At 72.0% G+C, this 24,607-nt stretch carries 23 protein-coding genes; 7 read left to right on the plus strand and 16 right to left on the minus strand.

Annotation, left to right across the window (positions count from 1 at the left end; genetic code table 11):
- Window positions 1-50: 50 nt before the first annotated feature.
- Window positions 51-2,540, plus strand: coding sequence for a glycoside hydrolase family 3 protein (locus ACIP5K_RS06720; RefSeq protein ID WP_401405768.1), 2,490 nt, complete (start codon window positions 51-53; stop codon window positions 2,538-2,540).
- A 73-nt stretch (window positions 2,541-2,613) separates the two neighbouring features.
- Here ACIP5K_RS06720 and ACIP5K_RS06725 read toward each other — a convergent pair whose 3' ends face one another.
- Together ACIP5K_RS06725 and ACIP5K_RS06730 are read right to left on the minus strand one after the other, a co-directional pair.
- Window positions 2,614-3,624 carry an aldose epimerase family protein gene (locus tag ACIP5K_RS06725; RefSeq protein WP_401405771.1) on the minus strand — a complete coding sequence of 337 codons (1,011 nt, stop codon included), beginning with the start codon at window positions 3,622-3,624 and terminating at the stop codon, window positions 2,614-2,616.
- Window positions 3,625-3,670: 46 nt separating this feature from the next.
- The gene (locus tag ACIP5K_RS06730; protein WP_401405774.1) at window positions 3,671-4,591 is read right to left on the minus strand and encodes an SGNH/GDSL hydrolase family protein; all 921 of its coding nucleotides are present in this window, start codon (window positions 4,589-4,591) and stop codon (window positions 3,671-3,673) included.
- Between the two features lie 291 nt (window positions 4,592-4,882).
- Here ACIP5K_RS06730 and ACIP5K_RS06735 point away from each other — a divergent pair, with 291 nt between their 5' ends.
- Entirely contained in the window at window positions 4,883-5,377 is a 495-nt protein-coding gene (locus ACIP5K_RS06735) for a DUF3145 domain-containing protein (RefSeq protein WP_401405777.1), read from the plus strand.
- Between the two features lie 106 nt (window positions 5,378-5,483).
- Here the strand turns inward: ACIP5K_RS06735 and ACIP5K_RS06740 are convergent, their stop codons facing one another.
- The 5 genes from ACIP5K_RS06740 to fasR all read right to left on the minus strand — a co-directional run bounded on the left by ACIP5K_RS06740 (window position 5,484) and on the right by fasR (window position 10,485).
- Window positions 5,484-6,755, minus strand: a complete 1,272-nt coding sequence (locus ACIP5K_RS06740; protein ID WP_401405780.1) for a beta-ketoacyl-[acyl-carrier-protein] synthase family protein — start codon at window positions 6,753-6,755, stop codon at window positions 5,484-5,486.
- An 88-nt stretch (window positions 6,756-6,843) separates the two neighbouring features.
- Window positions 6,844-7,092, minus strand: a complete 249-nt coding sequence (locus tag ACIP5K_RS06745) for an acyl carrier protein (RefSeq protein WP_111662126.1) — start codon at window positions 7,090-7,092, stop codon at window positions 6,844-6,846.
- A 73-nt stretch (window positions 7,093-7,165) separates the two neighbouring features.
- Window positions 7,166-8,197, minus strand: a complete 1,032-nt coding sequence (locus tag ACIP5K_RS06750) for a ketoacyl-ACP synthase III (protein WP_401405783.1) — start codon at window positions 8,195-8,197, stop codon at window positions 7,166-7,168.
- An 18-nt stretch (window positions 8,198-8,215) separates the two neighbouring features.
- Window positions 8,216-9,163 (minus strand): ACP S-malonyltransferase, encoded by a 948-nt coding sequence (locus ACIP5K_RS06755; RefSeq protein ID WP_401405786.1) that lies wholly within the window; start codon window positions 9,161-9,163, stop codon window positions 8,216-8,218.
- Window positions 9,164-9,252: 89 nt separating this feature from the next.
- Window positions 9,253-10,485 carry a fatty acid biosynthesis transcriptional regulator FasR gene (gene fasR, locus ACIP5K_RS06760; protein ID WP_401405789.1) on the minus strand — a complete coding sequence of 411 codons (1,233 nt, stop codon included), beginning with the start codon at window positions 10,483-10,485 and terminating at the stop codon, window positions 9,253-9,255.
- A gap of 97 nt (window positions 10,486-10,582) precedes the next feature.
- Here fasR and ACIP5K_RS06765 point away from each other — a divergent pair, with 97 nt between their 5' ends.
- Window positions 10,583-11,233 (plus strand): pirin family protein, encoded by a 651-nt coding sequence (locus ACIP5K_RS06765; RefSeq protein ID WP_401407522.1) that lies wholly within the window; start codon window positions 10,583-10,585, stop codon window positions 11,231-11,233.
- A 24-nt stretch (window positions 11,234-11,257) separates the two neighbouring features.
- Here the strand turns inward: ACIP5K_RS06765 and ACIP5K_RS06770 are convergent, their stop codons facing one another.
- On the minus strand, window positions 11,258-12,067 hold the full coding sequence (locus ACIP5K_RS06770) for a serine hydrolase domain-containing protein (RefSeq protein ID WP_401405792.1): 810 nt from the start codon (window positions 12,065-12,067) through the stop codon (window positions 11,258-11,260).
- A 238-nt stretch (window positions 12,068-12,305) separates the two neighbouring features.
- Window positions 12,306-12,773, minus strand: a complete 468-nt coding sequence (locus tag ACIP5K_RS06775; protein ID WP_401405795.1) for a GNAT family N-acetyltransferase — start codon at window positions 12,771-12,773, stop codon at window positions 12,306-12,308.
- A gap of 96 nt (window positions 12,774-12,869) precedes the next feature.
- Between ACIP5K_RS06775 and ACIP5K_RS06780 the strand changes: the two genes are divergently transcribed.
- Entirely contained in the window at window positions 12,870-13,331 is a 462-nt protein-coding gene (locus ACIP5K_RS06780) for a MerR family transcriptional regulator (protein WP_401405798.1), read from the plus strand.
- 395 nt (window positions 13,332-13,726) lie between these two features.
- On the opposite strand, the gene ACIP5K_RS06785 is transcribed toward ACIP5K_RS06780, so the two are convergent.
- From ACIP5K_RS06785 to ACIP5K_RS06815, 7 genes are all read right to left on the minus strand, one after another.
- Window positions 13,727-14,959: an acyltransferase gene (locus ACIP5K_RS06785; RefSeq protein ID WP_401405801.1), complete on the minus strand. Its 1,233-nt coding sequence runs from the start codon at window positions 14,957-14,959 to the stop codon at window positions 13,727-13,729.
- The gene (locus tag ACIP5K_RS06790; protein ID WP_401405804.1) at window positions 14,956-16,098 is read right to left on the minus strand and encodes an alpha/beta hydrolase; all 1,143 of its coding nucleotides are present in this window, start codon (window positions 16,096-16,098) and stop codon (window positions 14,956-14,958) included. Before ACIP5K_RS06790 ends, ACIP5K_RS06785 begins: the two co-directional genes overlap by 4 nt.
- Window positions 16,099-16,344: 246 nt before the next feature.
- Entirely contained in the window at window positions 16,345-17,019 is a 675-nt protein-coding gene (locus ACIP5K_RS06795; protein WP_401405807.1) for a response regulator, read from the minus strand.
- Window positions 17,020-17,034: 15 nt separating this feature from the next.
- Window positions 17,035-18,420 carry a sensor histidine kinase gene (locus tag ACIP5K_RS06800; RefSeq protein ID WP_401405810.1) on the minus strand — a complete coding sequence of 462 codons (1,386 nt, stop codon included), beginning with the start codon at window positions 18,418-18,420 and terminating at the stop codon, window positions 17,035-17,037.
- Window positions 18,421-18,576: 156 nt separating this feature from the next.
- Window positions 18,577-19,455, minus strand: coding sequence for a DUF4429 domain-containing protein (locus ACIP5K_RS06805; RefSeq protein WP_401405813.1), 879 nt, complete (start codon window positions 19,453-19,455; stop codon window positions 18,577-18,579).
- Between the two features lie 76 nt (window positions 19,456-19,531).
- Complete coding sequence (locus ACIP5K_RS06810; protein ID WP_401405816.1) at window positions 19,532-20,743, minus strand: alpha/beta hydrolase; 1,212 nt, start codon at window positions 20,741-20,743, stop codon at window positions 19,532-19,534.
- A gap of 185 nt (window positions 20,744-20,928) precedes the next feature.
- On the minus strand, window positions 20,929-21,570 hold the full coding sequence (locus ACIP5K_RS06815; RefSeq protein ID WP_401405819.1) for a TetR family transcriptional regulator: 642 nt from the start codon (window positions 21,568-21,570) through the stop codon (window positions 20,929-20,931).
- A gap of 120 nt (window positions 21,571-21,690) precedes the next feature.
- Between ACIP5K_RS06815 and ACIP5K_RS06820 the strand changes: the two genes are divergently transcribed.
- The 3 genes from ACIP5K_RS06820 (at window position 21,691) to ACIP5K_RS06830 (ending at window position 24,256) form a co-directional block, all read left to right on the plus strand.
- On the plus strand, window positions 21,691-23,301 hold the full coding sequence (locus ACIP5K_RS06820) for an MFS transporter (RefSeq protein WP_401405822.1): 1,611 nt from the start codon (window positions 21,691-21,693) through the stop codon (window positions 23,299-23,301).
- 193 nt (window positions 23,302-23,494) lie between these two features.
- Window positions 23,495-23,869, plus strand: coding sequence for a peptidase inhibitor family I36 protein (locus tag ACIP5K_RS06825; RefSeq protein ID WP_401405825.1), 375 nt, complete (start codon window positions 23,495-23,497; stop codon window positions 23,867-23,869).
- A 75-nt stretch (window positions 23,870-23,944) separates the two neighbouring features.
- Window positions 23,945-24,256, plus strand: a complete 312-nt coding sequence (locus tag ACIP5K_RS06830; RefSeq protein WP_401405828.1) for a small hydrophobic protein — start codon at window positions 23,945-23,947, stop codon at window positions 24,254-24,256.
- Window positions 24,257-24,607 lie beyond the last annotated feature (351 nt).

Raw genomic sequence — 24,607 nt, forward strand, 5'->3', positions numbered from 1 at the left:
TGCAGGATGGAGGGACCAGACGTGAGGAACCCCGACGAGGAGGTGCCGGCATGGCGCAGCACACGGACGGAGACCGGCGGGACCGGGCCCGCGAGGCGGCCGTGGAGGCCGCACTCGGCAAGCTCGACCTCGACACCAAGGCCCGGCTGCTCGGCGGCCAGGACATGTGGTCGCTGCCCCCGGTCCCGGAGATCGGCCTGAGGTCCCTGGTGATGTCCGACGGCCCGATCGGCGTCCGCGGCACCCGCTGGACCGCCGACGACCCGTCGATCGCCCTGCCGTCCCCCACCGCGCTCGCCGCCACCTGGGACCCCGCGCTCGCCCGCCGGGCCGGCGCCCTCCTCGCCCAGGAGGCCCGCCGCAAGGGCGTCCACGTCCTGCTCGCCCCCACCGTGAACCTGCACCGCTCACCGCTCGGCGGCCGCCACTTCGAGGCGTACAGCGAGGACCCGTACCTCACCGGCGCCATCGGCACCGGCTACGTCCGGGGCGTGCAGTCCGGCGGCGTCGGCACCACGGTCAAGCACTTCGTCGCGAACGACGCCGAGACCGACCGCTTCACCGTGAACAACCTCGTCGGCGAGCGCGCCCTGCGCGAGCTGTACCTCGCGCCCTTCGAGGCCATCGTCGAGGGCGCCCGCCCCTGGGGCGTCATGACCGCCTACAACCAGGTCAACGGCACGACGATGACCGAACACCGCCACCTCGTGAACGGGATCCTGCGCGGCGAGTGGGGCTTCGACGGCTTCAACGTCTCGGACTGGCTCGCCGCCCGCTCCACCACCGGCGCCCTCCAGGGCGGCCTCGACGTCGCCATGCCGGGCCCCCGGACCGTCTACGGACCGGCGCTCGCCGCCGCCGTCCGCGCGGGCGAGGCCGACGAGTCGGCCGTCGACGACGCCGTCCGCCGCGTCCTGCGCCTGGCCGCCCGCGTCGGCGCCCTCGACGGCGCCGAGCCCGCCGTCACCGACCCCCCGGCCGGCATCGACGGCGAGGCACTGGCCCGCGAGATCGCCCGCCGCGCCTTCGTCCTCGTCCGCAACACCGGCGTGCTGCCGCTGCGCCCGGACACCCGCGTCGCGCTCATCGGCGCCGCCGCCCGCGACGCCCGCGTCCTCGGCGGCGGCTCCGCCACCGTCTTCCCCGCGCACGTCACCTCCCCGCTCGACGGCCTCGGCGCCGCGTTCCCCTCGCTCGCCTACGCCGTCGGCGCCGACCCGAGCGACGAACTCGCGCCCGCCGACAAGGGGTTCGAGCTGCGCGCGGTGTGCCGCGACGCCGCGGGCGAGATCCTCGGCGAGGGCACCCTGCCCAGCGGACAGCTCCAGTGGCTCGGCGACGACCTGCCCGCGGGCGTCACCCATGACGCCCTGCACAGCGTCGAGATCACCGGCACCTTCACCCCGCGCGAGAGCGGCGACCACGCCTTCGGCACCCGGGGCCTCGGCGCCTTCACCCTCACCGTCGACGGCACCGTCCTCTACGACGGCGTCCAGGCCATGGGCGCCGAGTCCGACCCCTTCGAAGCGGTCTTCGGCGCCCCGCAGGAGCGCGGCACGGCCACGCTCACCGCGGGCCGCCCGGTCGAGGTCTCCCTGGTCCACCCGCTCGACAGGTCCGTCGCGATGCCGCTGCCCGCGGTGCTGTTCAGCCTCGTCCACCTCGGCCCGCGCCGCGACGCCGACGCCCTGATCGCCGAGGCCGTCGAGGCCGCCCGCGACGCCGAGGCCGCCGTCGTCGTGGTCGCCACCACCGAACGCGTCGAGTCGGAGGGCTTCGACCGCACCGACCTGCGGCTGCCCGGCCGCCAGGACGACCTGGTACGCGCCGTCGCCGCCGTCAACCCGAACACCGTCGTGGTCGTCAACTCCGGCTCCCCGGTGGAGCTCCCGTGGCGCGACGACGTGGCCGCCGTGCTCCTGGGCTGGTTCCCCGGGCAGGAGGGCGGCGCCGCCCTCGCCGACGTGCTCACCGGCGCCGAGGAGCCCGGCGGCCGGCTGCCCACCACCTGGGGCGCGCTCGCCGACGCCCCCGTCACCCGGGTCACCCCGACCGACGGCGAACTCGACTACACCGAAGGCGTGTTCATCGGCTACCGCGCCTGGGACCGGTCCGGCGCCACCCCCGCCTACCCCTTCGGCCACGGCCTCGGCTACACCGACTGGAGCTACGAGTCGATCGACATCAACAGCGCCGACAGCACTGACAGCACCGGCGGCACCGACACCACCGGCGGCATCACGGTCACGGTCCGGGTGCGCAACACGGGGGAGCGGACCGGCCGCGAGGTCGTCCAGCTGTACCTGGCCCCCGCGCCCTCCGGCGCCGACACCGACCGCCCGGACCGCTGGCTGGCCGGCTTCGCGACCGTCACCGCCGCCCCCGGCGAGAGCGCCGAAGCGGTGATCGCCGTCCCGCGCCGCGCCTTCGAGACCTGGGACGAGAGCGCGGGCGCCTGGATCCGCCGGGAGGGCGCCCATGTCCTGACCGCCGGCCGCTCCCTCACCGACGGCCGCCTGCACGAGACGATCGTCGCCTGACGATCCCCCGGACGGGGGCGGCGGCACCTGACCCCGCCGCCCCTTCGGCCCCCGCCTCCCCGGCCGCCGACCCTCAGCGCACCCCGAACCCGTACACCGTCTGCGACCGGTACACCTCGCCCGGCCGCAGCACGGTGGACGGGAACTCCGGCCGGTTCGGCGAATCGGGAAAGTGCTGCGTCTCCAGCGCGATCCCGTCGCCCGGCGCGAACGGCAGCGACCCGTCGAAGTGGTCGGCCGTGTAGAACTGCACCCCCGGCTCGGTCGTCGCCACACTCAGCACCCGCCCCGACGCCGGGTCGAACACCTCGGCGACCTCCACGGCCGTCTCCCCGGTCCCCTTGTCGAGCACGTAGTTGTGGTCGAACCCGGGCCCCGCCCTGCGGGCCTTGCGCAGGTCGAACCGCGTCCCGTCGACCGCCCGCAGCTCCCCGGTCGGGATCAGGGTGTCGTCGACGACGCTCACCCGCCCGGCGTCGATCCGCACCTCGTGCCCGGCCACCGCGCTCCCCGCACCGGCCCCGCCCAGGTTCCAGTACGTGTGATTGGTGAGGTTCACCGGCGTCGCCGCGTCGGTGACCGCCTCGTACGAGATCCGCAGCGCGCCGCCGGCCTCCAGCGCGTACGTCACCGAGACCTCCAGGCGCCCCGGGAAGCCCTCCTCGCCGTCCGGCGACACCCGGCTGAGCCGCACCCCGTGCTCCCCGGCGGGCTCGGCCACCCACACCCGCTTGTCGAAGCCGCGCTCGCCGCCGTGCAGCGCGTTCGGCCCGTTGTTCGCGGCCAGCCGGTACTCCCGCCCGTCGAGGCGGAAGCGACCGCCCGCGATCCGGTTCGCGTACCGGCCGACCAGCGCGCCCAGATAGGGCTCCGGGTGGGCCAGATACCCCGCCAGGTCGGGGAAACCGAGCACGATGTCGGCGATACCGCCCGCCCGGTCGGGCACCTCCACCGACTGCACGACGCCCCCGTACGTCAGGACGCGTACCCGCACCCCGTCCCGTTCCAGGACCCACCGGTGGACGTCGATCGGGCCGCTGTCGTCGCTGCCGTCGGCCAGGGTGCCGAAGAGTTCACTGCGCATGATCGAGACCCTACGCCCGGCCCGCGCCCCGGCGGCCCCGGATGCCTCAGCCGGCGGGCTTCTCCGCGGTCACTCCGCGATACGCGATCTCCGCGAGCCTGGCCTGCCCGTTCACACTCGGGTGGAACCAGTCCCACTGGCTCAACTGACCCTGCCCGAAGCGGTAGCCGAAGACCGCGCCGCCGTCGTAGCGGCACCGCTTGTCGGCGGCGCACACGTCCTTCAGCACCCGGTTGTACGCCTCGACGCGCCGCTGCACGGCGCCGCGCCGGGCGGTCGCCGCCGCGTCCATCGCGTCGGGGTCGGCCAGCATCGACGAGCAGATGCCCAGCTTCCACACCTGCTTGCCCAGCGGGTTCTGCCGCCCCTGCGACCAGAGCCGCTTCAGATCCGGCACGCTCACCACGTACACCTGCGCCGTGGGCACCGTGCGCCGCAACTGCCGCAGGGCATCGGTGAAGTCGGAGCGGAACGCCGCCACCGGGGTCATGGCGTCCGCGCTGCCGCGGCACGCGTCATTGGCGCCGGCCATCACGGTCAGCAGCTCGGGGCGCCGCTGCGCGGCCCGCGCCACCTGCCCCGGCAGATCCGCCATCCGCGCCCCGGTGCGCGCGTAGTTCCAACTGTGCTTCTGCGCGCCGGTCCGGCCCAGCAGCCGCACGGAGAGGCTGTCGACGTCCTTGTCCGTGCCCGTCGCCCACGACACCTCGGGGCAGTCGGACAGCACCCCGCACGCGTCGAAGCCCCGGGTGATCGAATCGCCCACGGCGGCGACCGACCGCGGGCGGGTGTCCCACGTCGGAGTGGGCTTCGGCGACGCCTTCGAGGCGGACACCGAGCCCCGGGAACCGGGGGAGTCGGCCCCCGGCCCGTCGCACGCGGTGAGCCCCGCGGCGCCGAGCACGACGGCCGTCACGGTGGTCAGCACCGCCCGAACGGCGGTTGACCGATGACCTGGCTCTCGCATCCCGCGGCACCTCCATGCCCGACTGTGCGTCCCGCCGAGTGAAAGGTCGGCGTTTACGTGCCCCCGGACCGACAGTACGTCACACTCCTTGCACCGCTGCGCGATAGCCTCGCCACGGGGTCCCCGGTCGACCCGGTGGGACTCCGCTGTACCGGTTCCGCTAAATTACAACACGTCAGATGTGTCCCTTTTTGTCTGTACCCATCCGGTCCGGGCGACGAGGGAATGAAGGCTCGGCACGGGCGCGAGGCCGCTGGGGAAGGCGAACCTCGACCCACACTGGAGGTCCCGGTGACGACACGTGGAGTTCTGTACGTGCACTCCGCGCCGCGCGCGCTGTGCCCGCACGTCGAATGGGCGGTCGCGGGCGTACTCGGCGCGCGCGTCAGCCTCGACTGGATCCGGCAGCCCGCGGCGCCGGGCACCTGGAGATCGGAATTCTCCTGGCGCGGCGAGGCCGGCACGGCCTCGAAGCTCGCGTCCGCGCTGCGCGGCTGGCAGCTGCTGCGCTTCGAGGTGACGGCCGAGCCCTGCGCCGCCGCCGAGGGCGAGCGCTACAGCGCCACCCCCGAACTCGGCATCTTCCACGCCGTCACCGGCATCCACGGCGACATCCTGGTCCCCGAGGACCGGCTGCGTGCCGCCCTGGCCCGCTCCCAGGCCGGTGAGGTCCACCTGGAATCGGAACTCGCCCGGCTCCTCGGCAAGCCCTGGGACGACGAGCTGGAACCCTTCCGCCACGCGGGCGAGGGCGCCCCGGTCCGCTGGCTCCACCAGGTGGTCTGAGCCCACGACCGCGGCGGCCCTCCGCCGTCGCACCGCATACGCACACGGGCCCGCCCGGGGATTCTTCCCCGGGCGGGCCCGTGTGCGTATGCGGTGCGACGGAGCGTCAGACGGAACGGAAGGCCAGCACCACGTTGTGCCCACCGAACCCGAACGAGTCGTTCAGCGCGGCGATCCGCCCGTCGACCGGCAGCTTCCGGGCCTCACCGCGCACGATGTCGGCGGCCGCCTCGGCCTCGGGGTCGAGGTTCTCCACGTTGATGGTCGGCGGCGCCAGCCGGTTGTACAGCGCCAGCACCGACGCCACGGACTCGACACCACCGGCACCACCGAGCAGATGCCCGGTCATGGACTTGGTGGCGGACACCGCGAAGTGGTCGGCGTCGTCGCCGAACACCTTGCGCAGCGCCTTCAGCTCGGCCACGTCACCGGCGGGCGTCGACGTCGCGTGCGCGTTCACGTGCACGATCTCGGCCGGGTCCAGGTCGGTGTTGTCCAGCAGGTTCTGGAGGGCGTGCGCGATACCGCGGCCCTCCGGCTCCGGCTGCACGATGTCGTGGCCGTCGGCGGAGATGCCCTGGCCGACCGCTTCCGCGTAGACCCGGGCGCCGCGCGCCTCGGCGTGCTCGGCGGACTCCAGGACGATGACGCCGGCGCCCTCACCGAGGACGAAGCCGTCCCGGGCGACGTCGTAGGGGCGCGAGGCGCCCTGCGGGTCGTCGTTGTTCTTGGACATCGCCATCATGTTGCCGAACGCGGCGATGGGCAGCGGGTGGATGGCCGCCTCGGTGCCACCGCAGACGACGACGTCGGCGCGGCCCGTGCGGATCATCTCGATGCCGTAGCCGATGGCCTCGGCGCCCGACGCGCAGGCGGAGACCGGCGTGTGCACACCGGCCCGGGCGCCCACGAGCAGGCCCACGTTGGCCGACGGGCCGTTCGGCATCAGCATCGGAACGGTGTGCGGGGAGACGCGGCGGACGCCCTTCTCCTTCAGCACGTCGTACTGGTCGAGCAGCGTGGTGACGCCGCCGATACCGGACGCGATGACGGCGCCGAGGCGGTCGGGGTCGATGCTCTCGTCCTCGCCGGCCTTGGCGGTGAAACCGGCGTCGGCCCACGCCTCCTTGGCGGCGATCAGCGCGAACTGCGCGGAACGGTCCAGCTTGCGGGCCTGCGGGCGAGGGATGACCTCGCTCGGGTCCACGGCGGCCGTCGCCGCGATACGGACCGCCTGCTCGGCGGCCCACTCCTGGTCGAGGGGCTTGACGCCGGAACGTCCGGCGATCAGGCCCTCCCAGGTGGAGGTCGCGTCGCCACCCAGCGGTGTGGTTGCGCCGATACCGGTGACGACCACGGTGCGATTGGTCGGGCTCACAGGAATTCTTTCTCCAACGGATGCGAGGGATTCAGCGGCGCCACCGCCGGGTGGCGGAGCGACTGACCGGTCAGGTCGAGCTTGTGGCTCAGGCCTGGTGGTCGAGGATGTACTTCGTGGCGTCGCCGACGGTCTTCAGGTTCTTGACGTCGTCGTCGGGGATCTTGACGTCGAAGCGCTCCTCGGCGGCGACGACGACCTCGACCATGGACAGCGAGTCGACGTCCAGGTCGTCGGTGAAGGACTTGTCCAGCTGGACGTCCTCGGTGGGGATGCCGGCGATCTCGTTCACGATCTCCGCGAGACCGTCGACGATCTCCTTCTCGGTGGCGGCCATGTTGGCGCTCCTTCGGTGTGTTTCCAGAGGGTATGGCGGTACCCGCACGGATCGGGTGATCCGTACGTGATGCCTAGGGGAGGGTAACGACCGTGGCGGCGTAAACGAGACCCGCCCCGAAGCCGATGACGAGCGCGGTGTCGCCGCTCTTCGCCTCGCCGGTCGCCAGGAGCCGCTCCATCGCGAGCGGGATCGAGGCGGCCGAGGTGTTGCCGGTGGTGCGTACGTCCCGGGCGACCGTGACGTGCTCCGGCAGTTTGAGAGTCTTCACCATCGAGTCGATGATCCGCTCGTTGGCCTGGTGGGGAATGAAGACATCCAGGTCGTCCGAGGTGATCCCGGCCGCGTCCAGCGCCTGCTGGGCGACCTTCGCCATCTCGAACACGGCCCAGCGGAACACCGCCTGGCCCTCCTGCGTGATCGCAGGGAACTTGACGTTGCCCGCGGAGTCCAGGGGCAGCTGTGCGACGTCACCCACGCGGAACCGGTCCCACGGGATCGTCTGCTTGATGGTGCCGGCCTTGTCGCCCTCGGAACCCCACACGGTCGGGCCGATCGCGGGCTCCTGCGACGGGCCGACGATCACGGCACCGGCGCCGTCACCGAACAGGAAGGCCGTCGCGCGGTCCTCCAGGTCGGTCAGGTCGGACAGCCGCTCCACGCCGATGACCAGCACGTACGCGGCACTGCCCTCGACGACCATGCCCTTGGCGAGGGTCAGGCCGTAGCCGAAGCCGGCGCAGCCCGCGGAGATGTCGAACGCCGCGGCCTTCTGCGTACCGAGCTTGTCCGCGATCTCGGTGGCGATGGCCGGGGTCTGCGCGAAGTGCGAGACCGTCGACACCACCACGGCGCCGATCTGCTCCGGAGCGATGCCCGCGTCGGCGATGGCCTTGCCGGACGCCTCGATGGACATCATCGCCACGGTCTCGTCGTCGCCGGCCCAGTGGCGGGTGGAGATGCCGGAGCGCGAGCGGATCCACTCGTCGGAGGAGTCGATCTTCTCGAGGATCACCTCGTTCGGCACGACCCGCGTCGGCCGGTAGCCACCGACCCCGAGGATACGCGCGTACGGGGCGCCCTGACTGGGCTTGATCTTCGACATGCTGCTCGGGTCTCCTTCTCAGGCCGTTGCTTCGGTGCCCGCTGCGGGAGCAGCAGAATGATGCGTGGCGATCAGGGCGCGGGCCGCGTCGAGGTCGTCGGGGGTCTTCAGGGCCAGCGTCCGCACACCCGGCAGCGCACGCTTGGCGATCCCGGTGAGGGTGCCGCCGGGGCACACCTCGATCAGCGTGGTGACACCCAGGGCCTGGAACGTCTCCATGCACAGGTCCCAGCGGACCGGGTTCGCGACCTGGCCGACCAGGCGGGAGACCACCTCGGCGCCGGTGGCCACGGTCCGCCCGTCCTTGTTCGAGACGTACGTCACCGAGGGGTCGGCCGGGGACAGCGCCTCGGCGGCCTCCGCCAGCGTCGCCACGGCCGGTGCCATGTGCCGGGTGTGGAACGCCCCGGCCACCTTCAGCGGCACCACACGGCGCACACCCTCGGGCTTGTCGTCGTTCAGCGCGGCCAGCTCCTCCAGGGTGCCGGCGGCCACGATCTGGCCCGCGCCGTTCATGTTCGCCGGGGTCAGGCCCAGCTTCTCCAGATGCGGGACGGTGACCGCGGGGTCGCCGCCGAGCAGCGCCGACATGCCGGTGCGGGTGATCGCGGCGGCGTCGGCCATGGCGAGGCCGCGGGTGCGCACCAGGCGCAGCGCCGCGGTGTCGTCGAGGACACCGGCGAACGCGGCCGCGGTGAACTCACCGACGCTGTGCCCCGCCACCGCGTCCGGCGCGACGTCGCCGAGCGCGGAGGCGGACAGGAGGCCGGCCGCGACGAGCAGCGGCTGCGCCACGGCGGTGTCGCGGATCGCGTCAGCGTCGGCCTGGGTGCCGTAGTGGGCCAGGTCGAGTCCGATGGCGTCGGACCACGCGGCGACGCGGTCGGCGGCGCCGGGGAGGTCGAGCCAGGGAGTCAGGAAGCCGGGCGTCTGAGCGCCTTGGCCGGGAGCGACGAGTACGAGCACTCTCACACTCTCTCTTGTGGACGGTGCGGGCCGCCCGTGGGGACAGGGACGAAGAACCGAAGACGGAATTGTAGGCCCCCGACAAAAGCCTACGACTGGGGATCCCCATCGGCCAGACGCCCCAGGATGAGGGCGATCCGCAGGGTGAAGGCCGAGCGGACGTCCGACGGCGACCACCCGGTGACGTCGGTCACACGTCGGAGCCGGTAGCGGACGGTGTTCGGGTGGACGAAGAGCATCCGCGCCGCGCCCTCCAGGCTGCTCGCCTGTTCGAGATAGACGCTGAGGGTCTCCAGGAGCGCCGAGCCCGCCTCCTCCAGCGGTCTGTAGATCTCCTCCACCAACTGCTCGCGGGCGGACGGGTCGCCCGCGATGGCGCGCTCGGGCAGCAGATCGTCCGCCAGCACCGGGCGCGGCGCGTCCTGCCAGGCCCCGCACGCCTTGAGCCCGGCGGCCGCGGCCTGCGCGGACCGGGTGGCGGCGAGCAGGTCGGGAACGACGGGCCCGGCGACCACGGCACCGGCCGCGAACGGCCCGATCAGCGACTTCGCCACCGCCAGCGGATTGTCGCTGCCGCCCGCGATGACGACGAGCCGGTCCCCGAGCACCCCGGTGAGGACCTGGAGCTTGGCGTGCCGCGAGGCCCGCCGGATCGCCTCGACGGTCAGCTCGCTGTCCCCGTCGGGGGCCGTACCGAGCACGACGCAGACGTGCTCCGGGGAGTTCCAGCCGAGGGCCGCGGCGCGGCTGACGGCGCCCTCGTCGGCCTCCCCGGACAGCACGGCGTTCACGACGAGTGATTCGAGGCGTGCGTCCCAGGCGCCGCGCGCCTCCGCGGCCTGCGCGTACACCTGGGCGGTCGCGAAGGCGATCTCCCGCGCGTACACGAGCAGCGCCTCGCGCAGCACGCTCTCGTCGCCGGGCGCGGCCACCTCGTCGATGGCCGACTCCATGACCTCGATCGTGGTGCGCACCATCTCCACGGTCTGCCGCAGCGTGATGGCCCGCGTCAGCTCCCGCGGCGCGGTCCCGAACACATCCGTCGAGATCGCCTGCGGGGCGTCGGGGTGCCGGAACCACTCGGTGAACGCGGCGATACCGGCCTGCGCCACGAGCCCGATCCACGACCGGTTCTCCGGCGGCATGGCCCGGTACCAGGACAGCGTCTCGTCCATGCGCGTGATGGCCTGCGCGGCCAGCGCCCCGGACGACTTCTCCAGGCGCTTCAGGGTCGCCGAGTGCGGATGCGGGACCGCGTGGGCGTCCGGGCGGCGGTTCGCGGGGTCGTTCGCTGAGGGCTGCGCTGCTTCCGATGGGGGCACGGGGACAAGACTGCCTTATCGGAACGGCCCGGCGGAGTGGAGGGTCCGCCCCGAGCGGGTCCGTGGCCGGGAAAGGGCGGCTACCGTGGAGTACGTGATTGATGTACGTCGCTCCGGCGACCGCTACCCAGGAGGCGAGCCCGGGGCCGGGATCACCTCCTTCCACGCGTTCTCCTTCGGCCCGCACTACGACCCGGACAATCTGCGCTTCGGCGCGATCCTCGCCTGCAACGAGGAACACCTGGCTCCCGGCGCAGGCTTCGACGAACACCCGCACAGTCACACCGAGATCGTCACCTGGGTCGTCACCGGCGAACTCACCCACCGGGACACCGCCGGCCACGTCTCGATCGTGCGCCCCGGCGACGTCCAGCGGCTCAGCGCCGGCGGCGGCGTCCGCCACGTGGAACGCAACGACGGCACCGAGCCCCTGACCTTCCTCCAGATGTGGCTGGCCCCTCGCGACCCGGGCGGCGAGCCCGCCTACGAGGTGGTGCACGGCATCGCCGACTCCACCCCGTACGACGTGCCCGAGGCCGGCGCGCTGCTGCACGTGCGGCGCCTGACCGCGGGGGAGCGCGCCGCACTGCCCGCCGCGCCGCACGTCTACCTGCACGTGGTCCGGGGCGACGTGCGCCTCGGCGACAGCGCACTGGCCCCGGGCGACGCCGCCCGCCTCACCGGCGAGAGCGGCCCGGAGCTGCTGGCCGCGACGGACGCCCAGCTGCTGGTCTGGGAGATGAACTGACGCCGTCCCGCGCCGCCGGATCCGTCAGAGCTCGGCGCGCACCGCGTCGGTGAACCGCGGCCACACCTCGGCCGCCCACGGCCCGAACGCCCGGTCCGTCAGCGCCACACAGGCCGCCCCGGCGTCCGGGTCCACCCACAGGAACGTCCCCGACTGCCCGAAGTGCCCGAACGTCCGCGGCGACGACGAACTCCCCGTCCAGTGCGGCGACTTGTGGTCCCGGATCTCGAAGCCGAGCCCCCAGTCGTTCGGATTCTGATGTCCGTACCCCGGCAGCACCCCCTTCGTCCCCGGGTACTGCACCGTCATCGCCTCGGCCACGGTGCGCGGGTCCAGCAACCGCGGCGCCTGCACCTCCGCGGCGAACCGCACCAGGTCGTCCACCGTCGACACCCCGTCCTTGGCGGGCGAACCGTCGAGCGTGGTCGACGTCATCCCCAGCGGCTCGCACACGGCCTGCCGCGCGTACTCCGCGAACGGGATGTCCGTCGCCTTCGCCAGATGGTCCCCGAGCACCTCGAAACCCGCGTTCGAGTACAGCCGCCGCGTTCCCGGCTCCGATGTCACCTTGTGCTCGTCGAACGCCAGCCCGCTGGTGTGCGCCAGCAGGTGCCGCACCGTCGACCCCTCCGGCCCGGCCGGCTCGTCGAGCTCGATCGCCCCTTCCTCGTACGCGACCAGCGCCGCGTAGGCCGCCAACGGCTTGGTGACCGAGGCCAACGGGAAACGGTGGGTCGTGGGCCCGTACGTCCCCAGTACGGAACCGTCCGCACGGACGACGGCTGCGGCGGCGGTCGGGACCGGCCAGTTCTCGATCAACGCGAGGCTCTGCATGCCTCCGAGCCTAATTCCTTTCCGGGAGGGGGCGGGCTTGGGTGGGGGCGGGCTTGGGAGGGGTTGGGGTGGGGAGGGGCCGAGCTGCGGAGGGGGTGGGGTTGGGAGCGAGTGGGCTCGGGGGGTTGGGTTTGGGAGGGTGTGGGCTCGGGAGGGGGTGGGCTTAGGGGGGTCTGGGTGTGGGAGGGCCCGAGCCTGAGGGGGCCTGAGCCGGGAGGGGCGGCCCCGACTGTCTTGCTCACCTTGTCAGCCTCATCGCGGGCGCCGAGGTGCGGGCGAAACCGAGGGAGGCGTACAACGGCTCACCGTCCGCCGTCGCCAGCAGCTCCACCCGGCGCACCGCGCGCTCCTCGTACGAGGCCAGCAACGCCTCCACGCAGGCGCGTGAGTAGCCCCGCCGCCGGTGATCGGGATCGGTGCACACATTGAAGACGTGCGCGGAGACACCGGAGGGGTTGCCCGGACCGCCCAGGCCGCGCTGCACCACCCCGGCCGCACACGCGGCGAGCCGGCCCGAACCCCCCGGAGCGTCCACCACGAACGCCGTCAACTCGGCTTCCTCCCGCGCCAACTGGACCCGCAACACCTCCAGCGCCGGCCCCTGCCAGGCCACGTCGTCGCTGGGTCTCATCGAGTCCAGCATGATCTTGCGCAGGCGAACCAGTTCCTCGGCATCCGCGGGGACCGCACGGCGGGCAGGCGTCATGATCCAGACCGTAGCGAGGGCCCGCCCCGGCCGTCCTGCGGATTTCTCCCCGATCTGCTTGCCTGGAGTGCACTCCAAGGTTCTAGCGTGGGGCCCATGACGGTGATGGAGACCACGCCCGCACCCACCCAGGCCGGGGTCGACGCCTGCAAGTCGGCCCCCGAAGCGCATCCACGTCCCGACGGCCAGGACCGCTACACCATCAGCGAGGTCTCGGCCTCCACCGGGCTCACGGCGCACACCCTGCGCTGGTATGAGCGGATCGGCCTGATGCCCGACGTCGACCGCTCGCACACCGGCCAGCGCCGCTACAGCAACGGCGACCTGGACTGGCTCGCCTTCGTCAACAAGCTCCGGCTCACCGGGATGCCGGTCGCCGACATGGTCCGCTACGCCGAACTCGTGCGTCTCGGCGAGCACACCTTCGGCGAGCGCCGGGACCTCCTCGAATCGACCCGTCGCGATGTCCTGCACCGCATGGCCGAACTCCAGGACACCCTGGCCGTACTCGACCACAAGATCAACTTCTATGCGGGGGCCGCTGCGCCCTCGCCGTAGTGCGCCTCGCTCTTTCTGGTGGGGCCCACGGTCTCGGCGGGGGGTGCCGGATCGTGGGGCGGCCGGACAGAGCCGAGTGCCGCATGGCCGGGTGGCAGGGCAGCGCGGAGTGCCGCATAGCCGGGTGGCCGGGCAGCGCGGAGTGCCGCATGGCCGGGTGGCAGGGCAGCGGGGGACGCCGGACGGTCGGGTGGCCGGGGAGCGGAGGGCACCGGATGGTGGGGTGGCCGGGTAGCGCAGGGTGCCGGCTGGTGGGGCGGCCGGGGAGCGCTGGACGCCGGATGGTGGGGCGGCCGGGCAGCGCAGGGCGCCGGATGGTGGGGCGGCCGGGCAGCGCGGGACGCCGGGCGGTGGGGCGGCCGAGCGCCGGGGCAGGCACGGTGCGGTCATGGCCCTCATGCCAGCCCCAGCGCGAACACCGCGAACCCCGCCGCGAGCAGCCCGGCCAGTGCCCGGCGTCCACCCCGGGGCCGCCTCCACGGTGATTCGAAGCCGCGCGCACAGCGGCCGGTCAGCACGAGGAGCGCCGCGAACACCGGTAGCCACGCGATGCGGGCCGCTATCCAGCCGAGCGTGTCGGGCGGGGCGGTCAGGCCCGGTAGCGCACCGGCGAACGCCGCCGCCGGGACGGCCGCCGTGAGCATCGCCGTCTGGTGCCAGCACAGAATCGTCATCGCGGACAGGTTGATCACCACGACCGGTGCCCACAGCGCGGGCCGCCGGAGCAGCCTGCCGATGCGGTCCCGCAACAAGATCGCGGCGCCGCTCTGCGCGGCTGCCAGGGTCAGTACCAGCAGCGACGGCGGATGTGAGTTCGTCCGCGCCTCGCCCGGGACGCCGACCATCGACGCCGGGTAGTGGAAGGCGAGGAGCAGCAGGGCGAACAGGGCCGTCCCTGCGATCAGCAGAACCCGGGCGCCCCGCCGGCCGAGCCTCTTCTCGCCCCAACTGACGCCCAGTTGATAGGCGAACATCCAGCCGGGGAGCAGATTCAGCAGGCTCAACCAGGACGGCACGGCGGACGCGGCGGGCCCGTACCGCAGAACGTCGACGAGGGCGACGGAGCCGAGCAGCGGTGCCGCCGACCACGCCCCGAACCGCCGCGCGGCCCGCACGCACCAGGGGGTGAGCGCGGTGATCACCGCGTAGACCCCGACGAACCACAGCGGCTGTATCACCAGCGTTGCCCCGGTGCGCAGGGTCTGCCAGGGCACTCCGAGCGCGTGGAGCACGGGGATCGACGCCGCCCAGACCGCCGTCACACCCACCACCGGCCGGCCCAGCCGGGCGAGTCTTCCGCGCAACCAGTCGGCCTGCGACGTGCCGCGGTCCCGCGCCCGACGGTGGGAGAGCGCCGATGCGTAGCCGCCCACCAGGAAGAAGACGCCGAGCATCTGAAGCACCCAGCTCAGGGGGGCGAAGAAGCCGAAGTCCGTCAGGGGGCTGGCGTTGTGCAGCGCGCCACCGGAGTCGAGGACGAAGCCGCCGAGGAGCCAGTGGCCGACCGGGACGGCGAGCAGTGCCACGGCCCGCAGCCCGTCCACGGCCCGGTCGCGGTGGGCCGGGGTCCTGGCGTCGATCGAGGCGACCGCCCGGGAAGCGGCGGCTCGCAGTGAGGTGGGTGTCATGACGTATCTCCCGTGGAGTCTCCTGTGGCGATGTCGGTGAAGGCCCGCAGCGAATCGGTTCCGGGTGTGAAGTAACCGGTGTGACCCTCGGCCTTCTCGGCGGGTATGCGACGGGCGCCGAACGAGGAGGACGTCGGATCCGCGCCGTGCCCGAGGCCGAACAGCTCGACGTTGGGCACCTTGGCGATCCAGTCGCTGTCGTCGCGCGCCGCCCACACCCGGGCCCGGGTGTGCAGATCGGCCACGCTGTCGGCGCGCACCCCCGGCGAGGCGAACACCACGAGGTCCGACGCCGGGAGCCGGGCCGCGGCGAGCCCGCACACCACCGAGCCGTAGCTGTGGCAGAACACGGCGGGCCTCGGGGCTCCGACGGCGACGAGCCCCTGCGCGAAGCGGGCCAGCCGGGGCGCGCCGGCTTCGGCGAGGCGCCCGGTGGCGGCGTCGGGGCCGAGACCCACCGGCGTCGTGTATCCGACCCACGCCACCACCGCGGTCCGTGCGTCCGTCGCCCGATAGAGGGCCCGAGCCATGCCGGCGGGAGTGCCGTACGGGTCCCTGGCCCGGTCGAAGGAGTCCAGGTCGATGTCCGAACCCGGCACGATCACCGATACGTGCCGGGCCGTACCGAGGTCGCCGTAGACCTCGGCGACCTGGCCCCGTCCGCGCGGGTCGAAGGCGAGAATGCGGCGCTGCGGCGCAAGCAGTTCACCACAGCGCTCGGCACGGGCGCGGGCGGCCGATCGCTCCTGCTCGGTGCGGGTCGCGTCCCCGGCCACGGCGTGCGCCCGGTCGCGCTCGGCGCGCAGTGCGCGTGCGTTGGCCTCGTACCGCAGCGCGATCGGAGCGCCGTCCAGATTGCCGACGACCGAAGGGTGCCGGACGACCAGCTCATGCTGTTCGGAGGGGCTCAATCCGGCGAAGAAGGACCCGACTTGAGCTGGTGTCGCCGACGCCGGGTCGGGCATCCGGACGGGCAGGGCGTGGTCGGCGCGCCAGGACGCGGTGCCCGGCGGCGGGCCGGTGAGCGGACGCTGCTCGTGCGCCGACGCCCACCCCGCGGTACCGGCGATCACCGTCGTCGTGAGCGCGGCGGCGACCAGAGTGCGCCGGCCGCGACGCTTCCATGAGCTGAGGACCATCGTCCTTCTCCCCCTCGTCCGTTGGCTTGACGAGGGGAAGGTATGGATCCGGCCGAGCGCGGCACGTCACACCACGGAGCCAACTTGGGGGTGATACCTGGGTATCCATGAGGGATACCCCAGTAGGGGGTCGTGAGCGTGTGCGTCGCTCAGCAGGCAGGACGCGGTGATACCGGAGTGCCCGGCGCGTGGGGAGCGGGCATCGGCCGGCCGCTCGTCCGGAACGGGGTGCTACCCCGGTAGGGGTTACTGCTCCCCGGGTGTGACGAGCCCCGACTCATACGCGAAGATCACGACTTGGGCCCGGTCGCGCAACCCCAACTTGGCCAGCACGCGCCCGATATGGGTCTTCACGGTCTGCTCCGCGAGCACCAGCTTCTGGGCGATCTCCTGATTGGACAGGCCGCGTGCGATCAGCTCCAGGACCTCGAGCTCACGCGGAGTCAGTGACTTCAGGTGCGGCGAGCGGTCTCTGCGTACCGGCCTCGTCCGCGTGAAGTCCTCGATGAGCCGCTTGGTCACCGTCGGTGCCAGGAGTGCCTCGCCCGCGGCCACCACCCGCACCGCGGCGATCAGATCCGTGGGCGGTGCGTCCTTCAGCAGGAATCCGGAGGCTCCCGCCTGCAACGCCGCGTAGACATAGTCGTCCACGTCGAACGTCGTCAGCATCAGGACTTTGGGCCGGTGCACCACGCCGGGCGGCGGGTCCAGCAGCTCCCGCGTCGCGGCGAGCCCGTCCATCTCCGGCATCCGGACATCCATGAGGACCACGTCGGGATGCGTGGAGCGACTGACCTCGACACCCTGCCGGCCGTCGGGGGCCTCACCGACGACGTCGATGTCGCTCTGCGCCGCCAGCAGCGCGGCGAAACCCGCTCGCACCATGGTCTGGTCGTCGACGATGATCACGCGGATGGTCATGCGGGCCGAATTCCTTTACACCGTCGGGGAGTCGGGCACGGTCAGCGGAAGCCGGGCCGCGACGCGGAAGCCCCCGTCGGGCAGCGGGCCCACGTCCAACGTGCCGCCGACCAACCGTACGCGCTCGCTCATCCCCACGAGTCCGTGCCCGGTGCCGCTCGATTCGAGCGGAGCGGTCGGCTCCCGGGCAGGCCCGTTCACCACGAGCACCAACAGGGCGTCGGCGTCGAGCCCGATCGAGATCTGCGCCCTCGCGCCGGGCGCGTGCCGCACCACGTTCGCCAGCGCCTCCTGCACGATGCGGTAGGCGGAGAGGTCCACCGCCGGTGACACGTCGGCCAGTTCACGGACCAGGGTCAGCTCGGGGTACGACAACTCGGTCGGTACCCCGCCGCGTATCGTCGCCTCCACCAGCTGCCGCAGGTGTGCGAGGCCCGGCTGGGGTGTCAGGTCACCCTGCGCGTCCTCGCTGCGCAGCACCGCCAGCAGGCGCCGCATCTCCGTCAGTGAATCGCGGGCGCCGGCGGCGATCGAGGCGAACTCCTTGCGCACGTCCTTGCTCAGTCCCGGAAGTCGGTAGGGCGCGGAATCCGCCTGCACGGTGATCACCGACATGTGATGGGCGACGACGTCGTGCAACTCCCGGGCGATCCTCGCCCGCTCCTCCAGCAGGGTGCGCCGGGTCCGTTCCGCCTCGCTGATCGTCTCCTGCTCGACGAGCCTGCGCTGCGTCTCGCCGCGCTCGCGCATCAGAGCGCCCAGCAACAGCACCCCACCGCTCAGCACGATGAGCAGCACGCCGGTGTCCTGGCTGGTGCTGTCGCGGAAGAGACCGACGGTGATGCTGGCGGCGACGGTGATCACCCAGATCCCGATGAGGGCCCGTCTGCTCTGCCGCAGGGCGAGAGCGACGCACAACGCCAGGTACCCCACGACGACCATGGGCGTCCACGGCGAGGGGTGGTGGGCGTCTCCCCGAAGCAGCGGGATCGTCCCCAGCACATCCGCGACGAACATGATGTACCAGGCGCTCAAGGGCCGGGAGACCGCGAGCAGCAGGGGCGCCGTCTGGGCGACCGCGATCGCACCGGCGAGACCGCCGCCCACTCCGTAGTCGTTCGTCAGCACCTGGGCGGTGACCGGGATCAGGACAGCGACGAAGCCGAGCGCCAGCACGTATGGCAGCAGGCGGACCCAGCGCTGGGGCGCGCGGGACAGGAACGGCTCCGCCGCGGCGCCGTCGGCCGCCGAGGCGATCCGCGCCCCGGCCGACGCGAGCCTGCCTCCCACGGCGCGCAGACGCCGGCGCAGCGAATCTGTCGCGCGCTCGGGGCCCGGCCGGTCCGGATCGTCGTCCGGCGGGCGCGGGCTCTGGTCGGGGGAGTGCGGTGCAGTGCTCATGGCCCGTTCAGCGTAGGCAACGGTGCCACCGCGTGACGTCATACCGGGGTGCTCACCGCACCCCCTACCCAGGTATCACCGCCCCCGGCAGGAGCTGGCCGCCGCAGCCGACAGGCAGAGCCGGGCGCGCGACCGTCACCACCGGGAGCACGGCCGTCACAGCTCGGCGAGCAGCTCGGCCTTCTTCGTCGAGAACTCCGCGTCCGTGACCAGGCCCGCCTGGTGCAGCTCGCCGAGATGCCGTATCCGGTCGGCGATGTCCGCCGGGTCCCGGCGTGCGGGCACCGTGGCCTGCGCGGTGGGCTGGCCGGGAAGGGACGGAGTCGAGCCGGATGCGCGCACGGCCGCGAGCACGGACGCGGCGAACGGCAGCGACTCGTGGACGGGCCCGTAGCCGAGCCCGAAGACGACCGAGGCCGGATCCTGGTCGGCCTGCCCCGGCTGCTGTTCCGCGACGTCACGGTGCAGGAGCCGCAGGTGCCCCTCGAACAGCTCGGGCGAGCGCCATTCGACACCGCTCAGATCGCCGACCGGGAAGGTCTTGTCGCCGGCCTTCCACTTCGCGGACGACGCCCCCGTCCAGAACCAGCGGAAGGAGACCGCGGAGCCGTCGAAGGAAGCCTTGCCGTCATACGCCTTGAAGTGGAGCGGAGCCTCGGGAGGGGGCACCAGACAGCCGTCGCTCCGCACGTCCTCGTCGGCGACGAGCTGCCCGCGCAACTCGTCCGCGTAATACTCCGCGAGCGCCTCCCGCTCGGCCGGCAGCACGAGCCGGTACGGATCACTGCTTTCCTTCAGCTGCCCGGCGGCGGCGTCCATCAGCGGGTCGGCGCCCGGTCTCGGGACGGCCTGGAGCACCACCGTCCCGCGCTTGCCCGGAGTCAGGGTCACCGCCGCGATCGCTTCCAGAGGGATGCGGCGCTCGCCCAGCGCCTGAAGGAGCTTCGGCGTGCGGATCCCCCGTTCGAAGCGGATGCGCACGGAGTCGGACCCGAACTCCCAGGCGGCATGAAATCCAGCCAGTACGTCACCCATGCGGCTCATCGTATGCGGCACACCCGCCTCCGTCGCCTGTTGCGTCGGACCACTGTTCCGCCGTTCTCTACGCGCGTCAGGCCGACGCGTCGCCGGAAAATCCCTCCTGGCAGTCCTGGTCGGCGTCGGCACAGTGCACCGATCGGTACGAGCCAGTTCCGATCTCGGCGAAGTTCCGGAGGCTTTCGGTGCCCGGCTCGAAGTAGCCCGCGTGGCCCTTGGCGCCTCCCGCGGAGACGACCCGGGCCCCGAAGCCCGCCGAGACCGGGTCGGCGCCGTGTCCGAGGCCGCCCACTTCCATGTAGGGCACGTCCTGGATCCAGTCGTCCCGGTCCCGCATGGCCCACACGCGCGCGTGGGTGTGCAGCCCGGCGGCGCTCTGGGCCCGCATCCCGGGACTGCCCGCGACCGCGATGTCACCCACCCGCGACGGCAGGCCGCGTGCGGCGACGCCGCAGACCACCGAGCCGTAGCTGTGGCAGTACAGGGCGACCGGCGAGCGGCCGGGCAGGCCGCGCAGCATCGCGTTGAGCCGCACGGCGCCGTCCTCCGCGCGCATGGCCGTGGCGGCATCCACCCCCAGCCCCGCCGGGGCCGTGTAGTCGGCCCACGCGATCACCGCGGTGCGGGTGCGCGGGCTCTTCTCGCGCTCGGCGTCGTACAGAGAGCGCGCCATGCCCACCGGAGCCGAATACTTGCGGAACGTCCGCTGGAACGTCAGCACGTTCGTGTCGACGCCCGGAACCACGACGGAGACGCGCTGCGCCCGGTCGAGATCGCCGAACACCTCGGCCACCCGGCCGCTGCCCATGGGATCGAACGCGAGGATCTTGCGGTCGGGATCGGCCAGGAGCGAGAAACGCCGCATCCTCTGCCGCGCGTCGGAGTGACCGGCCGAGGAGAGCCGCTTGTCGTGCATGCGCTCGTGCTCCACCGTGCGCGCCTCGTCCAGCGCGATGCGGTTGGCGCGATAACGCAGCGCTACAGGCGCACCGTTCATGTTGCCGACCGCGAGCGGGTAGCGGTGGACGAGACGACCGCGCTGGTGGGGAGTCAGCGAGGCGAAGAAGTGCCCGAGGCGAGCGGGTGAGCCGTCGTGCGGGGGCAGCGCGTGCCGGCCTATGCGGCCGTGGTCCCAGGCGCTGAGAGCGGATCGGAGCGGCGTGTCGACGCCCCGCTGGTGACGCACGGCGGTCCAGCCGGTGGTCGCCAGCATGACGAACACGACGGCCAGCGCAAGCAGTGCGCGCCAGACGTTCAGTGGGGGGGATGAGTCGAAGGAAGTCACTGCGGAACACCCTAGGAGAAGCACGGGGCACGCCGTTAAACGAGTGAGACGTATCACGTTTCGTGAGGTGTATTTGGGTAAAAGCGGACGGAGTTGAGGTCAAGCCCTCACTCTGTGTAGAGATGCGAGGTGCCGGTCGTGCGCGGGCGCACGGCCCGCGGCACGGCGAATTCCTTATGCGCCGCTCACGTGCGGGTGTGCCGCCACCGTTCGCCGATGGTCGGCGTCAGGTGATCGAGATACGTCTCCGTGAGCGCACGGATGGCGTCGATGCTGGTGTCCTCGCCGGCCCCCCACAGCCGCCCGGCCAGACGCATCACGCCGCTGAACGCGGCCACGGCCACGCGCGGGCGCGGATCACTGTCCACGTCCACGCCCTCACGCTCGGCGATGACGCGCGCGATCTCCTCCTCCAGCTCGATGGACCGGCGCAGGTGCACGGCCAGCAGGGAAGGCGTCGACTCGATCAACTGATACGTGCGCATGTGGAGTTCGACCGGGATGACTTCTTCCACGGATCGGCTCAGCGCGTCCCAGGTGCCGAGAACGGTGTGCCGCAGTGCCTCGAACGGACTCTCCTGCGACGGGCGTTCGCGCAGGGCGGCGACGAAGCGGCTCTCCACCATGTCCTGCACCGCGAAGGCGGCCTCCTCCTTGTTCGAGAAGTACCGGAAGAAGGTGCGCTGGGACACCTCGCAGGCCTCTACGATCTCGTCGACCGTGGTGCGGTCGAAGCCCTGTGTCGTGAAAAGCTCAAGTGCCGAGCGCACCAGCGCTGTTCGTGTGCGCTGCTTCTTGAGTTCACGCAGGTTGAGTCGGGCGGCCATGTTCCTCTTTTTCCTCTTTCCGGCCGTTCGTGCGGCTCGGCGGCAGTGTGAGCGAGGCGACAGTTACCGAATGGTGAAATGCTTTGTCAACTGTCAGGAGCTGTCACTAGCCTCGAACGTATGACTAGTCAGATCACTGTCGACAAGGCGGACCGGGTTCCGGAGCCCGACCCGGCCCCGGCATCGGCCAAGGGATTTCGCGGCCACCCCTGGTTGACCCTCTTCTCTGTCGCGATCGGCGTGATGATGGTCGCCCTCGACGGCACCATCGTCGCCATCGCCAATCCGGCCATTCAGAAGGACCTCGGCGCGAGCTTCGCCGACGTCCAGTGGATCACCAACGGCTACTTCCTCGCCCTCGCGGTCACGTTGATCACCGCGGGCAAGCTCGGCGACCGGTTCGGCCACCGGCAGACCTTCCTCATAGGCGTGGTCGGCTTCGCCGCCGCCTCCGGAGCCATCGGCCTGTCCGACAGCATCGCTCTCGTCATCACCTTCCGCGTCTTCCAGGGCCTGTTCGGCGCGCTCCTGATGCCCGCCGCGCTGGGTCTGCTGCGCGCCACGTTCCCGGCCGAGAAGCTGAACATGGCGATCGGCATCTGGGGCATGGTGATCGGCGCCTCGACCGCGGGCGGTCCGATCCTGGGCGGCCTGCTCGTCCAGCACGTCAGCTGGCAGTCGGTGTTCTTCATCAACGTGCCCGTCGGCGTGCTCGCCCTGATCCTCGGGCTGGTCATCCTGCTCGACCACCGGGCCAAGAACGCGCCGCGTTCCTTCGACGTGCTCGGCATCGCGCTGCTGTCCGGCGCGATGTTCTGCCTCGTCTGGGCCCTCATCAAGGCCCCGACGTGGGGCTGGGGCGACGGGCTGACGTGGACGTTCATCGCCGCCGCGGTGGTGTGCTTCGTGCTCTTCGCGCTCTGGGAGACCAAGGTCGCCGAACCGCTCATTCCGCTCGGCCTGTTCCGCTCCGTGCCGCTGTCGGCCGGTGTGGTCCTGATGGTGCTCATGGCCATCGCGTTCATGGGCGGCCTGTTCTTCGTCACCTTCTACCTCCAGAACGTGCACGGCATGAGCCCGGTCGACAGCGGTCTCCACCTGCTGCCGCTGACCGGCATGATGATCGTCGCCTCCCCGCTGGCGGGCGCGATGATCACGAAGGTGGGTCCGCGGATCCCGCTCGCCGGCGGCATGACCTGCACCGCCGTCGCGATGTACGGCATGTCCACGCTCGAGGCGGGAACCGGCAGCGGCATCATGTCCGTCTGGTTCGGCCTGCTCGGTCTCGGCCTGGCCCCCGTGATGGTGGGCGCCACCGAGGTCATCGTGGGCAACGCCCCGATGGAGCTCTCCGGCGTCGCCGGCGGTCTCCAGCAGGCCGCGATGCAGATCGGCGGCAGCCTCGGCACCGCCGTGCTCGGCGCCGTGATGGCGTCGAAGGTCGACAGCGACCTCGCGGGCAACTGGGCGGGCGCGAAGCTCCCGCCGCTCACCCCGGCGCAGCTCGACCAGGCGTCGGAGGCTGTCCAGGTCGGTGTCGCCCCGGTCCCGGACCACACTCCGGCCGGCATCGCGGCGAAGATCACGGATGTCGCCCACGACACGTTCATCTCCGGCATGAGCCTGGCCTGCCTGGTCGCCGCCGGTGTCGGGGTCGTCGCCATCCTCGTCGCGCTGCTGACCAAGCGGGGCGACAACCCGGAGGCGGCAGGGGGCGCCGCGCACATCTAGCACCCGTCAGCCGAACGGGCGGGCGAGAAATCGCCCGTGTGGGGGAAGCCCTCGGGAACTTTCCGAGGGCTTTCGCTTGTCCGGGTGACGTCTCTCGACAGCCCTTCCCGGAATCGAATCCTCCGGGCCAGAGTGTGAGGCAAGCGATCAGTCGCGAACGCAACTGGTCGACATGACACGGGGGTTGATGCACATGCGTACATCCATGATGGTCAGGCTCGCGACGGCCGCGATCGCGATCGTCGCGCTCACACCGGGCTTCGCCACCGCGGCCGCGCCACCGACGCTCGGCGCGTGCGGGCCGGGGGAGCTGTGCCTGTGGTCGAAGACCGGCTTCAAGGGGGCCCGGCACACCTATGAACTGGCCGGGACCGACATCGAGAGCTGCGTCGCGCTGCCGGAGGGGAGCAGCGCGGCCTCCCTCGCCAACCGCACCCGCCGGCCCGTCACCACCTATCAGTCCGCGGAGTGTGCCGAGACCGGGGAGTTCCAGACCTACCCCGGCAGTGGGACCTGGGAGCCCGAAACCCCCTACCACGTGCGGGCGTTCAAGATCTGGGAGAGATAGCGGAGAGCCGCGCGCGGTAGACGGGGACAAGTGGGGTACTCGGTGGAGCGCCCGAGTCGACGAACCCAAGGAGTGATGATGGCGGGCTTCGGACACACCACGCGCAAACACCCCCGCTCACGTGACCACATGGGTCCACGGAGCGGGCCGGACCGCGCGACGCTCGGAATCATCGGAGTCATCTGCGCCGTCGTCGGATTCCTGACCCTGGGGATCGTGTTCGGACCGGTCGCCGTCGTCTGCGGCTGGCTGGCCATGGGGCGCCGCTGGACCGGCACCCAGTCGATACCGGCTCTGGTGGCGGTCGTCCTCGGCGCGATCGACACTCTGCTCGCGGTCATCTGGCTGATCACGTCGGCCGGCATCGCCGCAGGCGGACTGTTCTGAGCGCGACCGACGACCGACCGCCGAAAGCGGTCAACTCCCTTCAGCCCCGGGTACGTTCCCGGGGCTGACGGGGGCAGGACCATCCCTACGCGGGTGATCCTAAGGACCACCTCTGTGTTGGGCACATCCCTACGCGGAGCGCCCCGGGCGATCTAACGGGGAGCCCGGGCGATCACCGGGGAGCGGGGCGCCCGGACGATCCCCTAGGGAGCAAGGGCTGACGGGTCGGGGAACGCCGAAGGGCGGCGGGACCGAAGTACCCACCGCCCTCGGAAGAGCCGCTTGCCACCACTCCTGCTGAACATCCGCTGACGACACCGCTGATGTGATGCGCTCACCATGAGCGCATGC

Source organism: Streptomyces sp. NPDC088785 (genome assembly GCF_044750685.1).
Lineage (GTDB): Bacteria > Actinomycetota > Actinomycetes > Streptomycetales > Streptomycetaceae > Streptomyces.